The organism is Rhodocytophaga rosea (genome assembly GCF_010119975.1).
GTDB lineage: Bacteria > Bacteroidota > Bacteroidia > Cytophagales > 172606-1 > Rhodocytophaga > Rhodocytophaga rosea.
In genome coordinates, this window is the sequence record NZ_CP048222.1 from 1839129 (window position 1) to 1856354 (window position 17226).

A 17226-nucleotide genomic window follows, 5' to 3' on the forward strand; every position below is an offset into this window, starting at 1 on the left:
TATTGGAATTTCAAACATACCATTTACTTAAACCTTAATTCTGTTTACTATGGTCTACACTTTACGAAGGTCCATAAAAGCTGTACTGGCTTTTATGTGCAGCATCTGCCTGTTTCAGATGGCCAGCGCCCAGGATTTATCTTATGTCAAACACGAAAACAGCAAACGTATCCAGCAGGAAACTACTGAGAAATTACTGCTTACGGTCATACATGATCTGGAGAAAGAACTGCATGTAAACTTCGCCTACCAGAAAAAGCATCTGAATGGAAAGTATGTGCAATATAAGCCTATGAATGGCAAAAGTCTGGAAACATATCTGGCAGAAGTATTGAATCCGCTGAAGTTAACCTTCAAAAAAGTGGAAAATATTTATGTGATTCAGCCCATGGAAGAAGGAGTTTACCAGATAAAACCCCAGTCTAATCTACCCATACCAGCTACCTATTCTGCCTCTGCCTTTGCAGTTACCATTACTGGCAACGTTACTTCACAGGACGATGGGCAAGCGCTACCGGGTGTGAATGTGCTGCTGAAAGGCTCTACTACCGGTACTACCACTGACCCAGATGGCAACTACAGCCTAAGTGTGCCAGATGCAGAAGGTACCCTGGTATTTTCATTTATTGGTTATGCCCCGCAGGAAGTAGCCATCGGTGGCCGTACTACCATTAATGTGGTGATGGCACAGGAAGCACAGGCATTGAACGAAGTTGTGGTAACCGCTTTGGGTATTGAACGGGAGAAAAAAGCCCTTGCCTATTCAGTGAGCGAAGTAAAAGGCAGCGAATTTACCCAGGCCCGGGAAGTAAATGTAGCCAATGCTTTATCTGGTAAAATTGCCGGGGTAAATGCTACTGGTATGGCAACCGGTCCTGGTGGTTCCAGCCGCATCATTATCCGGGGAAATGGGTCACTGGCCGGAAATAACCAGCCTTTGTATGTGATCAATGGGATGCCCATCGATAACTCTATTCCCGGCGGCGGTACTACTACCGGTGGAGAAGGCATCAACGTAGACCGGGGTGATGGCATTGCCGGCATCAATCCGGATGATATTGAGTCTATTTCAGTACTAAAAGGAGGTCCGGCAGCAGCTTTATATGGTTCCAGAGCAGCCAACGGAGTTATTTTGATCACCACCAAAAAAGGGAGAGCCCAGAAAGGGATCGGTGTAGAATACAATACCACCTTAACCCTGGAATCGCCTTCTATCTATCCAAAATACCAGTATGAGTACGGGCAAGGATTCGACGGAAGAAAACCTTTAACACGGGCAGAAGCCTTAAGTTCCGGACGTTTGTCGTATGGAGCCAGAATGGATGGGTTGCCTTCTATTCAATTTGATGGTGTAGAACGTCCTTATTCGCCGGTAAACGTTAAAGATAATATCAAGAATTTTTACAGAACAGGCTCTACATATGTCAATACGGTTGCCCTGACTGGCGGAAATGAATCGATTAATTATCGCTTTTCCCTATCCGATACTGATGCCAAGAGTCTTCAGCCTAATTCTAAATTCAACCGAAAAACGGCCAACCTGAACCTGAATGCTTTTCTAGGAAAAAAACTGAGCATTGAAGCGGTAGCCCAGTATAATCTGGAAAAAGCCCATAACCGCCCAGATGTTGGCTATGCTGATGTGAATGCTGCCTGGTCTACTTACCTGCTTGCCAATACGGTGGATATCCGCAGTTTGTCTCCTGGGTATGATGAAAATGGAAAGGAGATTGAATGGAACCCGGTGCCTATCGCCAACAATGCCTACTTTGTAACCAACCGCTTTCAGAACGATGATACCAAAAACCGCTTTATCGGACAGGCCAACATCCGTTATGCCATTTTAGACAACCTATCGATCCGGGGAAGTGTGAGCAAAGATTTTTATAACTTCAATTATGTAGGCGTCACGCCAACCGGCACTGCTTACTCTCCGCTGGGCGGATATGAATCTATTAAATCGGAAGTATCGGAAACTAACTCCATGCTTACTTTAAATTATAATACGAGTATTGCCGGCAGTTTCAACTTTTCTGCGATGGCAGGAGGTAACATTCAGAGAGGACTAAACAATGAAACATCGATCAGCGGAAGCCAGTTTATTATTCCTTATTTTTATAGCTATACCAACCTGAGTACCTTAACTACCCGGCCCAACAACCGGAGAACCGGGATTAACTCCGTATTCGGATCAGCAGATGTAGATTACAAAGGAATTATTTTCCTGAGTTTTACCGGCCGGCAAGACTGGTTTTCTACCTTAAGTGCGCAAAACAATAGCATATTTTATCCATCCATAGGCGGAAGTTTGGTACTATCGGAAGCCATTCAACTGCCCTCATCTATTAGCTTTTTAAAACTCAGAGGTTCCTGGGCACAGGTGGGTGGTGCTACGCCAGATCCTTATATCATTAACCAGACGTTCAGTATGGTGCAAGGCGGGCATAATGGCCGTCCGGTACAAGCTATTTCTTCTACCCTGCTAAATAATCCGGACTTACGGCCTTTAACGTCCACTACCTCTGAAATTGGTATTGATTTGCAATTGCTCAACAAACGTTTAGGATTGGATGTAACGCTGTATAACCGTAAAACCACAGATGATATTGTGCAAACTGATATTTCTACCGCTTCCGGCTATACCAGGGCTCTGTTAAATGTGGGAGAATTGAGTAACAAGGGAATTGAAGTATTGCTGACTGGTTCACCAGTGAGAACGGAAAAGTTTAGCTGGGATGTAAGCTATAATATGGCGTATAATAAGAGTGAAATTGTACAACTGGCAGAAGGGCTGAACTCAGTAGGCGTTGCCAATGGAATAGGCGGTGCCACGATCACCAATGAAGTAGGCCGGCCGTATGGCATCATTAAAGGATACAAAATTAAAACCAATGCGAACGGACAAGTGGTATTCAATACCAACAGCGGCTACGAAGTACGAAGTGATCTGATGGAACTTGGCCTGGGTGTACCTCCGCTTACCATGGGATTGACTAATAACTTTTCCTACAAAAACTTTTCTTTGAGTGTATTGCTGGATGGCAAGTTTGGCAACAAAATCTACTCTAACTTAAACCAGTATGCCTACCGCTTCGGCTTACTAAAAGAAACCCTTCCTGGCCGGGACAATGGTTTAACACTCAACGGGGTAGATGAAGAAGGCAACCCTTATGAAAGAGTGGTGCCAATTGAGCAACTGGACACTTATTATGACAACCGCAAAAACTACACAGACCTGTTTGTGTATGACGGAAGTTTTATAAAACTGCGCCAGGTGATTTTGAGCTATAACCTGCCGGTAAGCTATATTAAATTCATCCGGATACAATCGGCTTCCCTTTCTCTGGTAGGCCGCAACCTGGCCATCCTGTATAGTCATGCGACCAACTCCGATCCGGAATCCAGCTATACTAGTGGCAACGGACAAGGCCTGGAAGCATTGAGTATACCCCGGACCAGAAGTTATGGCTTGAATCTATTAGTAAAATTCTAACTTTTTGACCTCCAAACTCATGAAAAAGAATTTCTTTAACATATTCACTGTAGCCGCACTGGTTGTTGTGCTGTTACCTGCCTGCGATAATGGCCTGGAAGAACTAAACAAAAATCCGGATGCCTATACCGAAGTAATACCAGAATACTTGTTCACCAAAGCACAACTGGATGCGGTAAATAACAATTATTTTGGTTCCGCTGCTTTAACTATTGGTGGCTCAATGCAGCACTTTGCCACCTATAAAGAAGTGCCTGCGGCCGGTGATAAATATTTCAATGAAGGCTATTCCTACAGTCACTTTACCACGGCTTATCCCAACGAAGTAAACGAAATCCAGGAAGTAATAAGAGCCGTATCTGAAAAGCCTGAAGATGTAAACAAATTGTCTATTGCCCGCATCTGGCGGGTATATATAATGCACCGCCTCACCGACTTGTATGGAGATGTACCCTATTCTGAAGCCGGTCAGGGGCTTACCTCAAAGAATTTCACTCCTAAATATGATGAACAGGCATCCATTTATGCTGATATGCTGCAAGAGCTGGAGCAGGCCGCATTAGCCTTGAATCCTGCTTTTCCTTCTATGGGAAATTCTGACCTGATCTACGGCGGAAATGTAGAGAAGTGGAAAAAATTTGCCTATTCCCTAATGCTGCGTCTGGGTATGCGACTTACCAAAGCCGATGCAGCAACGGCTAAAACCTGGGTGGAAAAAGCCATTGCTGGTGGCGTAATTACCAGCGAAAGTGATATTGCCCTGATTGGTTATATTGATGGTTCGCAGGTCGCCAGTCGCAATCCCATTGCCCAGGCCTTATTAGTAGGCGATTATATCAATCCGCAGAGTGAAGATAATGTAGAAGGCGGAAAACTGGCCAAAACCTTTATCGATCACCTGAAAAATACTCGTGATCCCCGTTTGAATGTAATTTCGGTCGTTTGGGTAAAAAATGCGACTGGTGTATATGTGGCTGATACGGCTACAGCTCTTCAGCAAGGGATGCCTAATGCAGCGTTCAATTCAAGACCGGGAAATTTTAATACCTTTTCCGAACCACATCCGGGCACTATTTTAAAATATGATGCCCCTTTACTGGTATTATCAAGTGCCGAGGTAAATCTGCTGCTGGCAGAAGCCGTGCTAAGAGGCTGGTACGGCGGAAATGCGGCTGAACTTTATAAGGCCGCAGTAGGAGCTGGTATGCGGAACTGGGCTTATTTTGGTGCGGCAGGTGCGATCTCTGCCGATAAAATCAATGCATATATGGCGCTGAATCCTTATCCGGCAGCAGGTACGATGGAAGAACAGATGAAAGTAATCCAGACGGAAAAATGGGTATCTTTATTTTTGGATGAATACGAAATTTATGCGAATTGGCGGCGTACTGGCTATCCTGAACTTATTCCCACTAATTATCCGGGAAATTTAACTGGTGGCACCATTCCCAGACGTTTTGTTTTGCCGCCGGCAGAAGAAAATATCAATGGCGAAAATTTTCACGAAGCCATTAACAGACAAGGACCTAACAGACTTACCAGCCGGGTCTGGTGGGATAAATAATAAATCTATTTGTACTTTTTGGGTAAATTTTGTAAAATTCAGCATAATCCGGTAGTATTTCATGCCAGAAATAATAAACTAAAGAACAAGGATCACTGGCAGAGGGAAAGCAAATCATACCTTCCTATTCAGCGATCCTTATTCAAAACATTATCTTAGAAACTTTTTTGCTATTCCACCTATGCTTAACCGCAGAAAACTGATTAAACATTTATCCTCTTTACCTCTTTTGGGAGGTATCGCAGGAAGCAGTATACCGCTCACTTCTGCACTGGCTACGCCTAAAGCAAAAAGGGATGTGGTAAAAGAACTGGGCATTCGTACGTTTATCAATGCCGCAGGCACCTATACTGCAATGACCGCCTCCCTGATGCCAGAAGAGGTGATGGAAACCATTCAAGCCGCATCCCATGAGTTTATGATGCTGGAAGAAGTGCAGGATAAGGTCGGAGAAAGAATTGCTAAACTGGTTCATTCAGAGGCTGCTATGGTAACTGCCGGTTGCTGGTCGGCAATGGTGCTGGGAATGGCAGGCGTACTTACCGGCACGGATCCAAAAAAGGTTGCCCAGTTGCCGCACCTGGAATATACCGGCATGAAATCGCAGGTATTGGTTCAAAAAGCCCATAACACTGGCTATGTACATGCCCTTACCAATACCGGGGTGATGATCACCGAGATTGAAACCCTGGAAGAAGCAGAAAAAGCCATTAATGAGCGTACCGCTTTATTGTGGTTTTTGAATTACAATGCGCCGTTAGGTAAAATACAACACCAGGAGTGGGTAGCCCTGGGAAAAAAACACAATATTCCGACCATGATCGATATGGCCGCTGATGTACCGCCGGTAGAAAATCTCTGGAAATATAATGACATGGGATTCGATCTGGTATGTGTATCTGGTGGTAAGGCCATGCGTGGCCCACAAAGTACAGGTTTGCTCATGGGTAAAAAAGACCTGATTGCTGCTGCCCGGTTAAACGGACCACCCAGAGGCGGAAATATTGGCCGGGGCATGAAAGTGAACAAAGAAGAAATTTTAGGCATGTATGTAGCCTTGGAGCGCTATATTAACCTGGATCATGCCAAAGAATGGAAGGAATGGGAAACCAGGATTGCTCAGATTGAATCGGCTGTAAAAAAAGTAAATGGCATTCAAACCGAAAAGTATGTGCCTCCGGTAGCCAATCATACACCGGCTTTGCGCATTTCCTGGAATGAAAGCAGTATTAAACTTTCTCCCAAAGATTTACAGGAAAAACTGCGGAACGGCAACCCATCTATTGAAGTGGTAGGTCCTGAAAAGGATGCTACTTCTGTTAGTCTTACGGTGTTTATGTTAAAACCTGGCCAGGATAAGATTGTAGCCAAACGTCTTGCAGAAGAATTTTCGAAAGCAACAATTTCATAAGTAAAACAACCCAATACCCTTTTAACCTATGCAAAAAGTACTTTTTACTCTTTTTATGCTCTTGGCTGTATGTGCCGCTAACGCGCAAACCTACAGCATTGTAATCAAAGAAGGGCATGTAATCGACCCAAAGAATAACATTAACGGTATCATGGATGTAGCCATTACCGATGGCAAAATTGTACAGGTCGCTAAAAACATTGATCCCAAAGGAGCTACCCAGGTAGTAAATGCCAAAGGAATGTATGTAACGCCAGGAATAATTGATATTCACGGGCACGTATTTATTGGTACCGAACCAGATCATTACCTGAGCAATGGCCTGACGGCAGTTATGCCAGACGGCTTTACTTTCCGGGTGGGTTGTACTACTATTGTAGATTGCGGAGGAGCCGGCTGGAAATCATTTCCTACCTTCAAAAAGAATATCATCGATAATTCCCAGACCAGGGTACTTTCCTTTTTAAACATTGTAGGTGAAGGCATGAGAGGCGGTGCGTATGAGCAGGATATCAACGACATGAATCCAAAGATGGCCGCCATGGTAGCCAAGCAAAATAAAGAGTATGTAGTTGGATTTAAACTAGCGCATTTTCAGGGTCCGGAATGGACACCAGTAGATCGTGTGGTAGAAGCAGGCAAACTAGCCAACATGCCGGTTATTATCGATTTCGGCGGCAACAATCCTCCCCTGTCTATTGAAGAACTATTTATGAAACGCCTGCGTCCCGGCGATATTTATACCCATACCTATACTTTACTCGATGGCAATGTGCGCGAAACAGTAGTAGATGAAGCCACAAAAAAAGTAAAGCCCTTTGTGTTTGAAGCGCAGAAAAGAGGGATTATCTTCGATGTGGGATATGGAGGTGCCAGCTTCAATTTTACGCAGGCCATTCCAGCCCTGAAAGCCGGATTTTTCCCTAATACCATCAGCACAGACCTGCATACCGGAAGTATGAACGGTTCGATGAAAGACATACTCAGCATTATGTCTAAATTTGTAAACATGGGTATGGACGAAGCCAGTGTAATTAAAGCCAGTACCTGGGCACCGGCACAAGTAATTAAACGGGAAGAACTAGGTCATATGTCGGTGGGGGCTATTGCAGATGTAGCTATACTAAACATGCGGGAAGGTAATTTTGGGTTCTATGACAAAACCGGCTACAAAATAGAAGGCAAAAAGAAGTTTGAGTGTGAAATGACAATAAAAGATGGCAAGATTGTATACGACCTTAATGGCATCGCCAATCCGGTCGTAGTTCCCAAAACAGCTTCAACTCAAAAAGCCTCCAGCACTTCTGCTAAAGGTGGCGGACATTAAAATTAGTCATTGGTTAGTAGTCAACAGCCATTGGTAGAAAGAATTAGCTACCTAAGACAATTAACTATTGACCAATAAAATATTGAAAGGCATTTAATTTAACCAATGAAATATCACTATAATTTGTATTACCAGACAAAAACTGCATCAGCCGTTTTTCTTAAGCGTGCAGTCTATTTTTTAATCCTCGTCAGCTTTACGCAGTGTGAAGAAAAAACAAAACTTCCGCCTCCCAGTCCGGATAATGGCGGGCTTTTTCTTCCGGGAAATTTTGCAGCCGTAGTCGTAGCCGATAGTCTGGAAGGAAAAGCCAGGCATATTGCTGTGAATGAGAATGGAGATATTTATGTAAAAGCCAGATATGGCGGTTCTGATAGTTCGGTAATTGCCCTTCGGGATACCAATAGCGATGGAAGAGCCGATATTATCAAACGGTTTGGTGGTACAGGCAAAGAAAGAGGCTATGGAACTGCTGTCCGTATTCATAATGGCTATCTGTATTTCAGTTCAGAACTGGTCGTATACCGCCATAAGTTAACGCCTGGCCAACTTGTACCCGAAAGTCCGATGGAAATTATTGTCAATGATGACCATGCCCATGGCATGCACGAGCACATTGCCAAGCCAGTCTCTTTCGACGATAAGGGGAATATGTATGTACCTTTTGGCGCACCATCTAATTGCTGCCAGGTAAGCAACCGTACCCCAAGTTCTCCCGGAATTTATCCCTGCCCATTGCTGGAAGATCATGGTGGAATCTGGCGGTTCAGTGCTGATAAACCCAATCAGACCCAGAAAGATGGTACCAGATATGCCACTGGCCTGAGAAGCATCGTAGCCATGGACTGGAACAAAGAAGATGGAAGTTTGTATGTGGTTAATCATGGCCGGGACGATCTGCTGCGTTTATGGGCGCATAAATTTACTCCCTGGCAAAGTGCGGTACTTCCCTCTGAAGAGTTTTTTAAGGTAAATGAGGGAATGGATGGCGGCTGGCCGTATTTTTATTATGACCAGATGAAGAAAAAGAAAGTCATCAATCCGGAATATGAAGGGCAAGCAGGAGCAGCCGAACGGGAAAAAGATCTGGAACCGCCTATTTTTGGTTTTCCAGGCCACTGGGCACCTAACGACGTATTTTTTTATACGGGCAATCAATTCCCCGAACGCTATAAAAAAGGAGCCTTTATTGCCTTTCATGGTTCTACCAACCGGGCACCCTACCCCCAGTCGAGTTATTTTATCGGCTTTATTCCATTTGAAAACGGCAAACCAACCGACAAGTGGGAAGTATTTGCGGATGGATTTGCCGGTGTAGATCCGATTGTAAACGTAAGTGATGCTATCTACCGGCCCATGGGCATTGCGATGGGTCCGGATGGTTCGCTGTATATTGCCGAAACAGAAAAAGGTAAAGTATGGCGCATTATGTATACGGGCGAAAAAGACAATTTCGGGGGAGAACAGCTGGCACAAATGGAAAAACGCAAAACCCTTTCCCATATCCGTACGCCTGACGAGGTCAATGACAACCTGGATAAAGGCGTAGTAGTGGCTGGCGAGAAAATATATAATACCTACTGTGGTGCCTGTCATCAGCGGAATGGAAAAGGAGATAATAACCGTTTTCCTCCACTGGCTGAATCTGAATGGGTACTGGGTGATAAAAAACGCCTGATTGAAGTACTACTGAAAGGCCTGGAAGGACCTATTGAAGTGAAAGGACAATCCTATAATAATGTAATGCCGCAGCATAGCTTTTTAGGCAACGAAGATGTAGCCAAAGTGTTAACATTTATCCGACAGAATTTCGGCAACAATGCTTCGGCAATTAGCCCGGAAGAAGTGAAAGAAGTGAGGGCAACCTTGCCTACGCAGCAAACAGCCACAGCCACTAACTAAAGAATATGCATTGTAAAGCGCTATCTCTTTTTGTTGCTATGTGTATAATAGGCCTTATCCTTTTTTCATCCTTTACCAGCCAAACGTACCGGATAGGACAGGATGATAGATGGATAGCACCTGCCTGGGCCGATACATTGAAAAGTCCTTTTCCTAATGAGCCTTTAACTCTGGCCCAGGGTGAAGAATTGTATAATGTGCATTGCTGGTCTTGTCATGGCGATACAGGATACGGAGATGGGGCTGCCGGTGGGGCGCTTGGAGCAAAACCTGCCAATTTTCATGAAGAAGAGGTAAAAAAGCAAAGTGATGGTGCATGGTTCTGGAAATTGTCTAATGGCCGGGGAAATATGCCTCCTTTTAAAGAAGTATTTTCAGAGGAGCAAAGATGGCAACTGGTCGCTTATATCCGGAAATTATCTAATTAATAAATAAGTTAGTTAAAAGCATGACTCTTCGCTCATATATAGGTAGAATATACGTAGTAGCAGTACTTCTGTTTTCTTCAGCGTTGACGTATGCACAGCAGACAACGGCCCCGAAACCTCCTGTTGCCTTGCGTCCGGATATAAAAATTGAGCATTTTATGGATATCGGCCCACAGGCAGTCAGGTTATTGCAGGAACCGACCACCGGCGATTTTTACTATACTACCTTCGACGGAAATGTATTTAAAATAAAGCACAGCAATGGCCAGCAGCCGGTAGCCGAACAGGTATTCAGCGCCGCCGACCATGGCATCACCCGTTTGCAGGGAGCTGCTTTTTACAAGAATACGCTCTTTTTATGCGGAAATATCAGTGTAAATAATAACAAAGGCACCAAGGGCAGAATGGTACGCTACAAATTAAAGCCTTCCGGAAAACATGAAATGACAGAAGTATTTAATACCATAGAGATTGGGAGCACTAAAACTGTTTTTGATCATGGCTTCAATGGACTGGCTGTTAGTCCGGATGGTAAGTATATTTATGTCAATAGCGGCGCACGCACTGATCATGGAGAAGTGCAGGATAATGGAGGAGAATATCCTAATGCCAGAGATGCTGCCTTAACCAGTTGTATTTTCCGGTTTCCTATAGAGTCTAAAAATATATTGCTGCCAGATGATGAAGCAAAGTTAAAATCTGATGGTTACTTGTATGCACAAGGAATCCGCAATGCCTATGATCTGGCTTTTGACACAGAGGGGAATTTATTTGCGGTTTCTAATTCCGGCGATTATGATCATCCGGAAGATATGTTCTGGATCAGACAAGGGCACCATTACGGGTTTCCCTGGGTGATGGGTGGCATTGAAAATCCTCAGCAAAACCCCGACTGGCAACCTAGCCCTGAAACAGATCCATTTATCCCTAAATTTGCCCATGCCTGGTCGGTGAGATATTTCCGCAATGATCCTGAATTTCCTAAAAAGCCAGCTAATCTCAACTTTACTGCCGCTGTTCAAAATATAGGTCCAGATGCCAATGAATATCGTGACCGTACCACCGGAAAAGTGATGGATGGAGATTCTACACGGGCAACTGTTGGTACCTTCACCCCGCACAGCTCTCCCTTAGGCCTGTTTTTTGACACCAATAAAGTTCTTGCCGTTGATCTGAATGGAGATGGATTTGTACTCCGGTATACCTTAGGGAGAAGAGCCAGCATGATGAAAGCTTTTACTGAGCAGGGAGCCGACCTGTTGCACCTGGATTTAACCTATGATAAAGCCAAAGATAATTACAGCGTTAAAACTACGCGTATGGTAGAGGGTTTTTCGCAACCTACAGATGCCTTACTAATTGGCAATACAGTGTATATCATTGAATACGGAGGCAAAGCCGGAAATATCTGGAAAATTACCCTTCCGGGTGCCGACAATAAAAAGAAGGCTAAACTGTAGAAATAAAGCTAATTTTATACACCGCCGTGCCTATATACTATTTTGTAACAATTAAATTTACATTTTATACAAACCCAATTCTCCCATATGAAAACCCAAAGAAGATCCATTCTCAAAAGAATTTTTGCTTCCGTAGCAGGTATTACCGGTTTAGGCGCAGTAGCCCAGGCTAAAACAGATGCTGCTCCTGAGAAGGAAGTATTCAATGTTACCAACTATCAGGATGTTCCCTTGTTTTCTGGTTCTACCAAACATGGCAACCTGATATTTGTAGCTGGCAAAGGTTATCACAAGGAAGGCGATATAAAAGTACACACTGAAGAAGTACTGAAAGAAATAGAAGCAGAGCTGAAAAGAGCTGGTTCTTCTATGGACAAAGTGCTGAAAGTAAATGTGTACCTGCACGACCTGAACGATTATAAGGGCATGAATGAAGTATACAAAGGACGTTTCGGCAGCAAGCCTCCGGTGCGTACCACAGTAGCTGTATACGGCGGTGTACCTGGCGACTCTTTAGTCGAAATGGACTGCATTGCTTATGTGTAATTAGTCATTGGTCAATTGTCATTAGTGAAAAATAGCTATTAATGACTTACTGAATTTGTTTTAAAGTTGTGGATAGTAAGAATAAGCGTGTACGTGAGGAATACAAAAATCAAACAAAAATTCCTTGCGGGAGAGGAGAAATGAAAAGCGGGGTGCGCGTTGAATTGTGGGAGGAAGCATTTTTCATTTTGCCCTTTTGTTTTGTTACTTTTATTTTGGGCAAGCAAAATAAAAGTAAAGACGGCTTAAGCAATTCACAATTTATTATTTATACATAAACATATCTAGACAAAAGTCTCTAAATCTATTTTTGATAATGACCAATAACTATTGACTAATGACTATTGACATTTAAAACCCCTTTTTTCATTCATCATTTGCCATTACTCCTATGCTCAATAGAAGAAAACTCATTAAACGCTTAACTGCCCTGCCAGTCGTAGGAGGACTTGTTGGAAGCGGCCTTCCGTTACAATCGGCACAGGCCTTACCAAAACAACCCAAACGCGACCTGTTCAAGGAACTGGGCATCCGCACCTTTATTAATGCCGCCGGTACTCTCACCTTTATGACTGGTTCTCTGATGCAGGACGAGGTATTGGAAACTATTAATTTTGCTGCTAAAGAATTTTGCCTGCTCGATGAAGTACAAGACAAAGTAGGCGAAAAAATTGCCAAGCTGGTACACTCGGAATCGGCTGTCGTTACTTCCGGTGCTTTTTCTGCCATTACCCTGGGGTTGGCTGGGGTACTTACTGGTACCGACCAGAAAAAAGTAGAGCAGCTTCCTCACCTGGAATACACCGGCATGAAATCCGAAGTAATTATTCAGAAAGGCCATGATATTGTGTATAAACAGGCGCTTACCAATACCGGTTGTAAGGTAGTATTTGTAGAAACAGCAGAAGAGGTAGAGAAGGCCATCAATGAACGTACAGCTATGATGTGGTTTCTGCATATTCAATCAGATAAGGGTAAAATACAGCATGAAGAATGGGTAGCCCTGGGAAAAAAGCACAATATTCCGACCATGATCGATATAGCGGCTGATGTGCCGCCTGTAGAAAATCTCTGGAAATTCAATGATATGGGTTTTGATCTGGTGTGTATTTCCGGGGGAAAAGCCATGCGTGGACCTCAGAGTGCCGGTTTGTTGATGGGCAAGAAAAACCTGATTGCTGCCGCCAGAATGCATATGCCGCCCAGAGGTTTTACCATTGGCCGGGGCATGAAGATTAATAAAGAAGAGATTCTGGGAATGTATGTAGCCCTGGAAAAATTCATCAATCTGGATCACGATAAAATATGGAAACAGTGGGAAGAAGGCATCGCCCACATCGATAATGCCATCAAAAAAGTGGATGGGGTACAAACCAAAACACATGTACCTCCGCTAGGCAATCATACACCAACGCTGGAAGTAACCTGGGATAAAAACAAAGTAAAGCTAGAGAAACAAGACCTGATCACCAATCTGCGCAATGGAAACCCTTCAATCGAAGTAGGCGGCGGCGGACCAGATGCTTTTAGTGTAACTGTGTGGATGATGAAACCCGGCCAGGAGAAAATTGTAGCCAAACGATTAACCGAAGAGTTTTCAAAAGCTACGGTCTAACCTTTTCAAAAGGATTCCCTGTATAACATTAACTAGTTAGTTAACCCTTTACTATAGAAGTGAAGGGTTAATTTTCTACTACTTTTCTGTCTGTGAGGTAGCTGTTATATCCTGTTTTTTACCCTCCAACGCATATGTTTGTAGTTTGGAATTATTTACTGCAACTACTACTTTTTTCTCTTCATTTTCCTGCTCTAATACGATTATATCCCGCACATCTCCCCTGATGTGTAAGCCAGAATGGATTTGGGGCAAAGAGGAAAAATTTCCATTGCCATTTCCCAGCAATACGGTTCCATAATTAGCATCGTATTTTCCAATAGCAACCCTGGTTTTTTCCATGTTTCCGCCGAGCAATATATCCAGGTTTCCATCTCCATTGATATCTACGGATTGTATGGCATAGACCGGAGAAAATTGAGCTTCTATAGGTAGTGTTTTGAAAGTAAATTTGCCATTTACGTTTTCCAGATAGGAAGTTTGGAATCGGGTTGCTATTAACTTTTGGGCTGCCTGTAACTGCTCCTTTGTGAACATATCTTCTACCGTTGCTCTGGCATAAGTTTCATAACTGGTAAACCGTTTTTTAATGGCTGGCATCTGACCTCCGAGTTCGTCCCGGCTGAAAGCAGGATGGTTTTTACCTTCGATATAATAACTCAAGATAGGATCAATGGAGCCATTGTTATCAAAATCGCTGTAAAGCATTGTAGCTGGTTGTTGTTCGCTTACTTTCATCTGGCTGTTTAAACCCAGATTTCCTACCACCAGATCCATATCTCCATCTTTATCGAAATCCTGAGCAATAATCCGGTTCCACCAGCCAGACGAATTTTCAGGCAAATAAGTAGAAGTCTGGTTCACAAGTTTGCCTTGCTGATTGATAAAAATGGAAATAGGCATCCACTCTCCCACCACTACTAAATCCTGGGCTTTGTCCTGGTTAATATCCAGCCAGAGCGCATCTGTTACCATACCTATAATTTTCAGTTGAGGCGCTAGTTGATCGGTTTGGATGGTAAACTGCCCTTTACCATTATTGACCAGTAAATAGCTTTCCGGAGTTTTCGGATACTGGCCGGGAATAACCCTTCCCCCAATAAATACATCCATATCGCCATCGCCATCTATATCTCCAGGTTTCACGCAAGAAGCATCTACAGCCATAGTCGGAAGCAGTTCAACTTTGCGGGTGAATTTGCCTTTGCCATCATTCAAATACAAACGGGGCTGTAAGTTGGGATCATTGGCCGGGAAACAGTAACCACCACTAACTACCAACAGGTCTACATCCTTGTCTCCGTCGGCATCGAAAAAACTGGCATCTGTATCTTCGGCAGTTGCATCTTTGGCAAGATCTGGTTGCGGAAGCGCTTTAAAAGTTGCATCCGCTGATTGAATAAAGAACTGGCTCTCTTGGCCACGGGCACCACAAATGAATAGGTCTTCCCGGCCATCTCCATTTACATCTCCCTGGGCTATATGCGGCCCTTGTGCAGAAAGTGCATGCGGTAGCAAACGCTGAATTTTAAAATCGATAAAATTTTCTTCCTGATGTGTAAAATCAATTGTAGTGTTCTCTTGCGTGAACAGTGGTGCAGACGGTTCCGGTGAACTAGTAGAGACGGATGCATCTTTTTCTTGCAGGGTAATGGTTTGATCCAGCTTCACAGAAGCAAGCATTTGTACTTTTCCACCCGGCCATGTTAATTTCACTTGCTGTATTTCTGAAGTACCCAACCCAAACACCAGTTCAGCTGGCACCGAGGACTGAAAACCCCTGGTAGGCATCATCTCCTGAACTAAGGTTTTATCTTTGCAAATAACTTGTACCATGGCACCTATTCCTTGTGTATTCTTTCCTTCGCCAGCCAGTTTTACTTTCAGAAAGTGGAGGTCCTTGGTCTGAATTTCCAGATTATTCTGGTATACAAAAGCGGCTTCATTGGTATTATTTACCACCAGATCCAAATCTCCATCATTGTCCAGGTCGGCATAGGCGGCTCCGGTCGAAATACTGGTCTGGTTAAAACCCCATGCTTCAGTTTGTTTGGCAAAGGTCAAATTTCCCTTGTTCTCATACATGTAATTCTTTACAATCGCCGAGGGCATTTTTCCAATTACTTGTTGCACTGTCATTTTCTGGCCACCTTGCCCTTCTTTCATTTTCTCATCTGCAGCAAAACTCAGGAAATCCATATTGGTATAATCCCGGGCATAACCATTACTGATAAAAAGGTCTGAATAGCCATCATTATTGAAGTCGGCAAACAAAGGTGCCCAGCTCCAGTCAGTATTCGATACCCCAGCCAGCTGGCCAATTTCACTGAATGAAACGCCCTTAATATTCTCAGGCTTTCCGGTGGAATTACTCAGTTGGATAGGACCATTGTTGAGCTGTAGCATGTTGCGCATATTCTGGTGGTAAAACCCTGCGCGCACCAGTAACTGGTTTTTATCATAGTTATCAGAACCCATTACTTGTTTCTGGCGGTAATTATCTTCCGGAAGCATATCCAGCGTGAGTATATCCATCCAGCCATCGTTATTTACATCCCCTACATCTACGCCCATCGAAAACAGCGACGTATGTCCGATACACTCTTTTAAACTCTCCCGGAACGAACCGTCTTTCTGGTTGAGGTATAGGTAATCCTGCTCGTTATAATCATTGGAAATATAGACATCCGGCCAGCCATCTTTATTAAAATCGGATATGCCGATGCCCAGGCCAAAGCTTAATACATTATTCACCAGCCCAGCCTGCTCACTCACATCAGTGAATTTGCCTTTTTCATTTTTAAATAAGCGACTGGCAAACAAAGGATTTTTCTGTGATTTTAACCTGGCGGTGATCTGGCTGAAACCGGCATATTCCTGCACCGAATGATTCAGGAGCCACATATCCAGGTCTCCATCGTTGTCGTAATCAAAAAAAGCAGCCTGGGTGGAATATCCGGCATCGTTAAGGCCATACGCAGCTGCCTGTTCTGTAAAACGCATGTTGCCCTGGTTGATATACAGCAGGTTTTCCCGTTCTTTAGCCACACTGCTTCCGGACCGGCACACATATATATCCAGTAAACCATCGGCATTTATATCGGCCATCGTTACGCCCGTTTTCCAGCCCACCATTGCCCCTACTCCAGCGCTTTCTGTCACATCTTCAAATTCAAAACTGCCTTTATTGATATATAGGCGGTTGCTTACCATATTGCCCGTAAAATAAATATCCTGCAATCCATCGTTGTTCAAATCGCCAATAGCAACTCCCCCACCATTGTAGAAATACCCATACTTGAGCACATTAAACTCTTCGGATTCAGTGAGCTGGTTAGAGAACTTAATGCCAGTTTCACTAGCTGGTAATAGAGAGAATAGCGTACTCTGTTCCTGCTTTTGTTTACAGGTTTGAAATAATATGAGGGAAAGAAAAAGGAACAGGAAACGAAACATTGTGCAAAAGCAGATAATGAGGAA

At 43.7% G+C, this 17226-nt stretch carries 11 protein-coding genes; 10 read left to right on the top strand and 1 reads right to left on the bottom strand.

Annotated features, from left to right (window positions below):
• The first annotated feature begins 49 nt into the window (after positions 1 to 49).
• The 10 genes from GXP67_RS07700 to GXP67_RS07745 all read left to right on the top strand — a co-directional run bounded on the left by GXP67_RS07700 (position 50) and on the right by GXP67_RS07745 (position 13746).
• Entirely contained in the window at positions 50 to 3493 is a 3444-nt protein-coding gene (locus tag GXP67_RS07700) for a SusC/RagA family TonB-linked outer membrane protein (protein WP_232065032.1), read from the top strand.
• 19 nt (positions 3494 to 3512) lie between these two features.
• The gene (locus GXP67_RS07705) at positions 3513 to 5057 is read left to right on the top strand and encodes a SusD/RagB family nutrient-binding outer membrane lipoprotein (protein WP_162442600.1); all 1545 of its coding nucleotides are present in this window, start codon (positions 3513 to 3515) and stop codon (positions 5055 to 5057) included.
• 181 nt (positions 5058 to 5238) lie between these two features.
• On the top strand, positions 5239 to 6468 hold the full coding sequence (locus GXP67_RS07710) for an aminotransferase class V-fold PLP-dependent enzyme (protein ID WP_162442601.1): 1230 nt from the start codon (positions 5239 to 5241) through the stop codon (positions 6466 to 6468).
• 28 nt (positions 6469 to 6496) lie between these two features.
• The gene (locus GXP67_RS07715) at positions 6497 to 7795 is read left to right on the top strand and encodes an amidohydrolase/deacetylase family metallohydrolase (protein ID WP_162442602.1); all 1299 of its coding nucleotides are present in this window, start codon (positions 6497 to 6499) and stop codon (positions 7793 to 7795) included.
• A 105-nt stretch (positions 7796 to 7900) separates the two neighbouring features.
• Positions 7901 to 9697 (top strand): PQQ-dependent sugar dehydrogenase, encoded by a 1797-nt coding sequence (locus GXP67_RS07720; RefSeq protein ID WP_162442603.1) that lies wholly within the window; start codon positions 7901 to 7903, stop codon positions 9695 to 9697.
• A 38-nt stretch (positions 9698 to 9735) separates the two neighbouring features.
• Positions 9736 to 10125, top strand: a complete 390-nt coding sequence (locus GXP67_RS07725) for a c-type cytochrome (RefSeq protein ID WP_232065034.1) — start codon at positions 9736 to 9738, stop codon at positions 10123 to 10125.
• Between the two features lie 20 nt (positions 10126 to 10145).
• On the top strand, positions 10146 to 11585 hold the full coding sequence (locus GXP67_RS07730) for a PQQ-dependent sugar dehydrogenase (protein WP_162442605.1): 1440 nt from the start codon (positions 10146 to 10148) through the stop codon (positions 11583 to 11585).
• 87 nt (positions 11586 to 11672) lie between these two features.
• Positions 11673 to 12131 carry a RidA family protein gene (locus tag GXP67_RS07735; protein WP_162442606.1) on the top strand — a complete coding sequence of 153 codons (459 nt, stop codon included), beginning with the start codon at positions 11673 to 11675 and terminating at the stop codon, positions 12129 to 12131.
• A 68-nt stretch (positions 12132 to 12199) separates the two neighbouring features.
• The gene (locus tag GXP67_RS07740; protein WP_162442607.1) at positions 12200 to 12409 is read left to right on the top strand and encodes a hypothetical protein; all 210 of its coding nucleotides are present in this window, start codon (positions 12200 to 12202) and stop codon (positions 12407 to 12409) included.
• 113 nt (positions 12410 to 12522) lie between these two features.
• Complete coding sequence (locus GXP67_RS07745) at positions 12523 to 13746, top strand: aminotransferase class V-fold PLP-dependent enzyme (protein ID WP_162442608.1); 1224 nt, start codon at positions 12523 to 12525, stop codon at positions 13744 to 13746.
• A gap of 78 nt (positions 13747 to 13824) precedes the next feature.
• Here GXP67_RS07745 and GXP67_RS07750 read toward each other — a convergent pair whose 3' ends face one another.
• On the bottom strand, positions 13825 to 17202 hold the full coding sequence (locus GXP67_RS07750; RefSeq protein WP_162442609.1) for a VCBS repeat-containing protein: 3378 nt from the start codon (positions 17200 to 17202) through the stop codon (positions 13825 to 13827).
• Positions 17203 to 17226 lie beyond the last annotated feature (24 nt).

Excerpts from the sequence above, each read along its gene's own strand:
- GXP67_RS07705 (WP_162442600.1), top strand. The coding sequence starts at position 3,513 with ATGAAAAAGAATTTCTTTAACATATTCACTGTAGCCGCACTGGTTGTT.
- GXP67_RS07730 (WP_162442605.1), top strand. The coding sequence starts at position 10,146 with ATGACTCTTCGCTCATATATAGGTAGAATATACGTAGTAGCAGTACTT.
- GXP67_RS07750 (WP_162442609.1), bottom strand. The coding sequence starts at position 17,202 with ATGTTTCGTTTCCTGTTCCTTTTTCTTTCCCTCATATTATTTCAAACC.
- GXP67_RS07710 (WP_162442601.1), top strand. The coding sequence starts at position 5,239 with ATGCTTAACCGCAGAAAACTGATTAAACATTTATCCTCTTTACCTCTT.
- GXP67_RS07745 (WP_162442608.1), top strand. The coding sequence starts at position 12,523 with ATGCTCAATAGAAGAAAACTCATTAAACGCTTAACTGCCCTGCCAGTC.
- GXP67_RS07720 (WP_162442603.1), top strand. The coding sequence starts at position 7,901 with ATGAAATATCACTATAATTTGTATTACCAGACAAAAACTGCATCAGCC.
- GXP67_RS07700 (WP_232065032.1), top strand. The coding sequence starts at position 50 with ATGGTCTACACTTTACGAAGGTCCATAAAAGCTGTACTGGCTTTTATG.
- GXP67_RS07715 (WP_162442602.1), top strand. The coding sequence starts at position 6,497 with ATGCAAAAAGTACTTTTTACTCTTTTTATGCTCTTGGCTGTATGTGCC.
- GXP67_RS07735 (WP_162442606.1), top strand. The coding sequence starts at position 11,673 with ATGAAAACCCAAAGAAGATCCATTCTCAAAAGAATTTTTGCTTCCGTA.
- GXP67_RS07725 (WP_232065034.1), top strand. The coding sequence starts at position 9,736 with ATGTGTATAATAGGCCTTATCCTTTTTTCATCCTTTACCAGCCAAACG.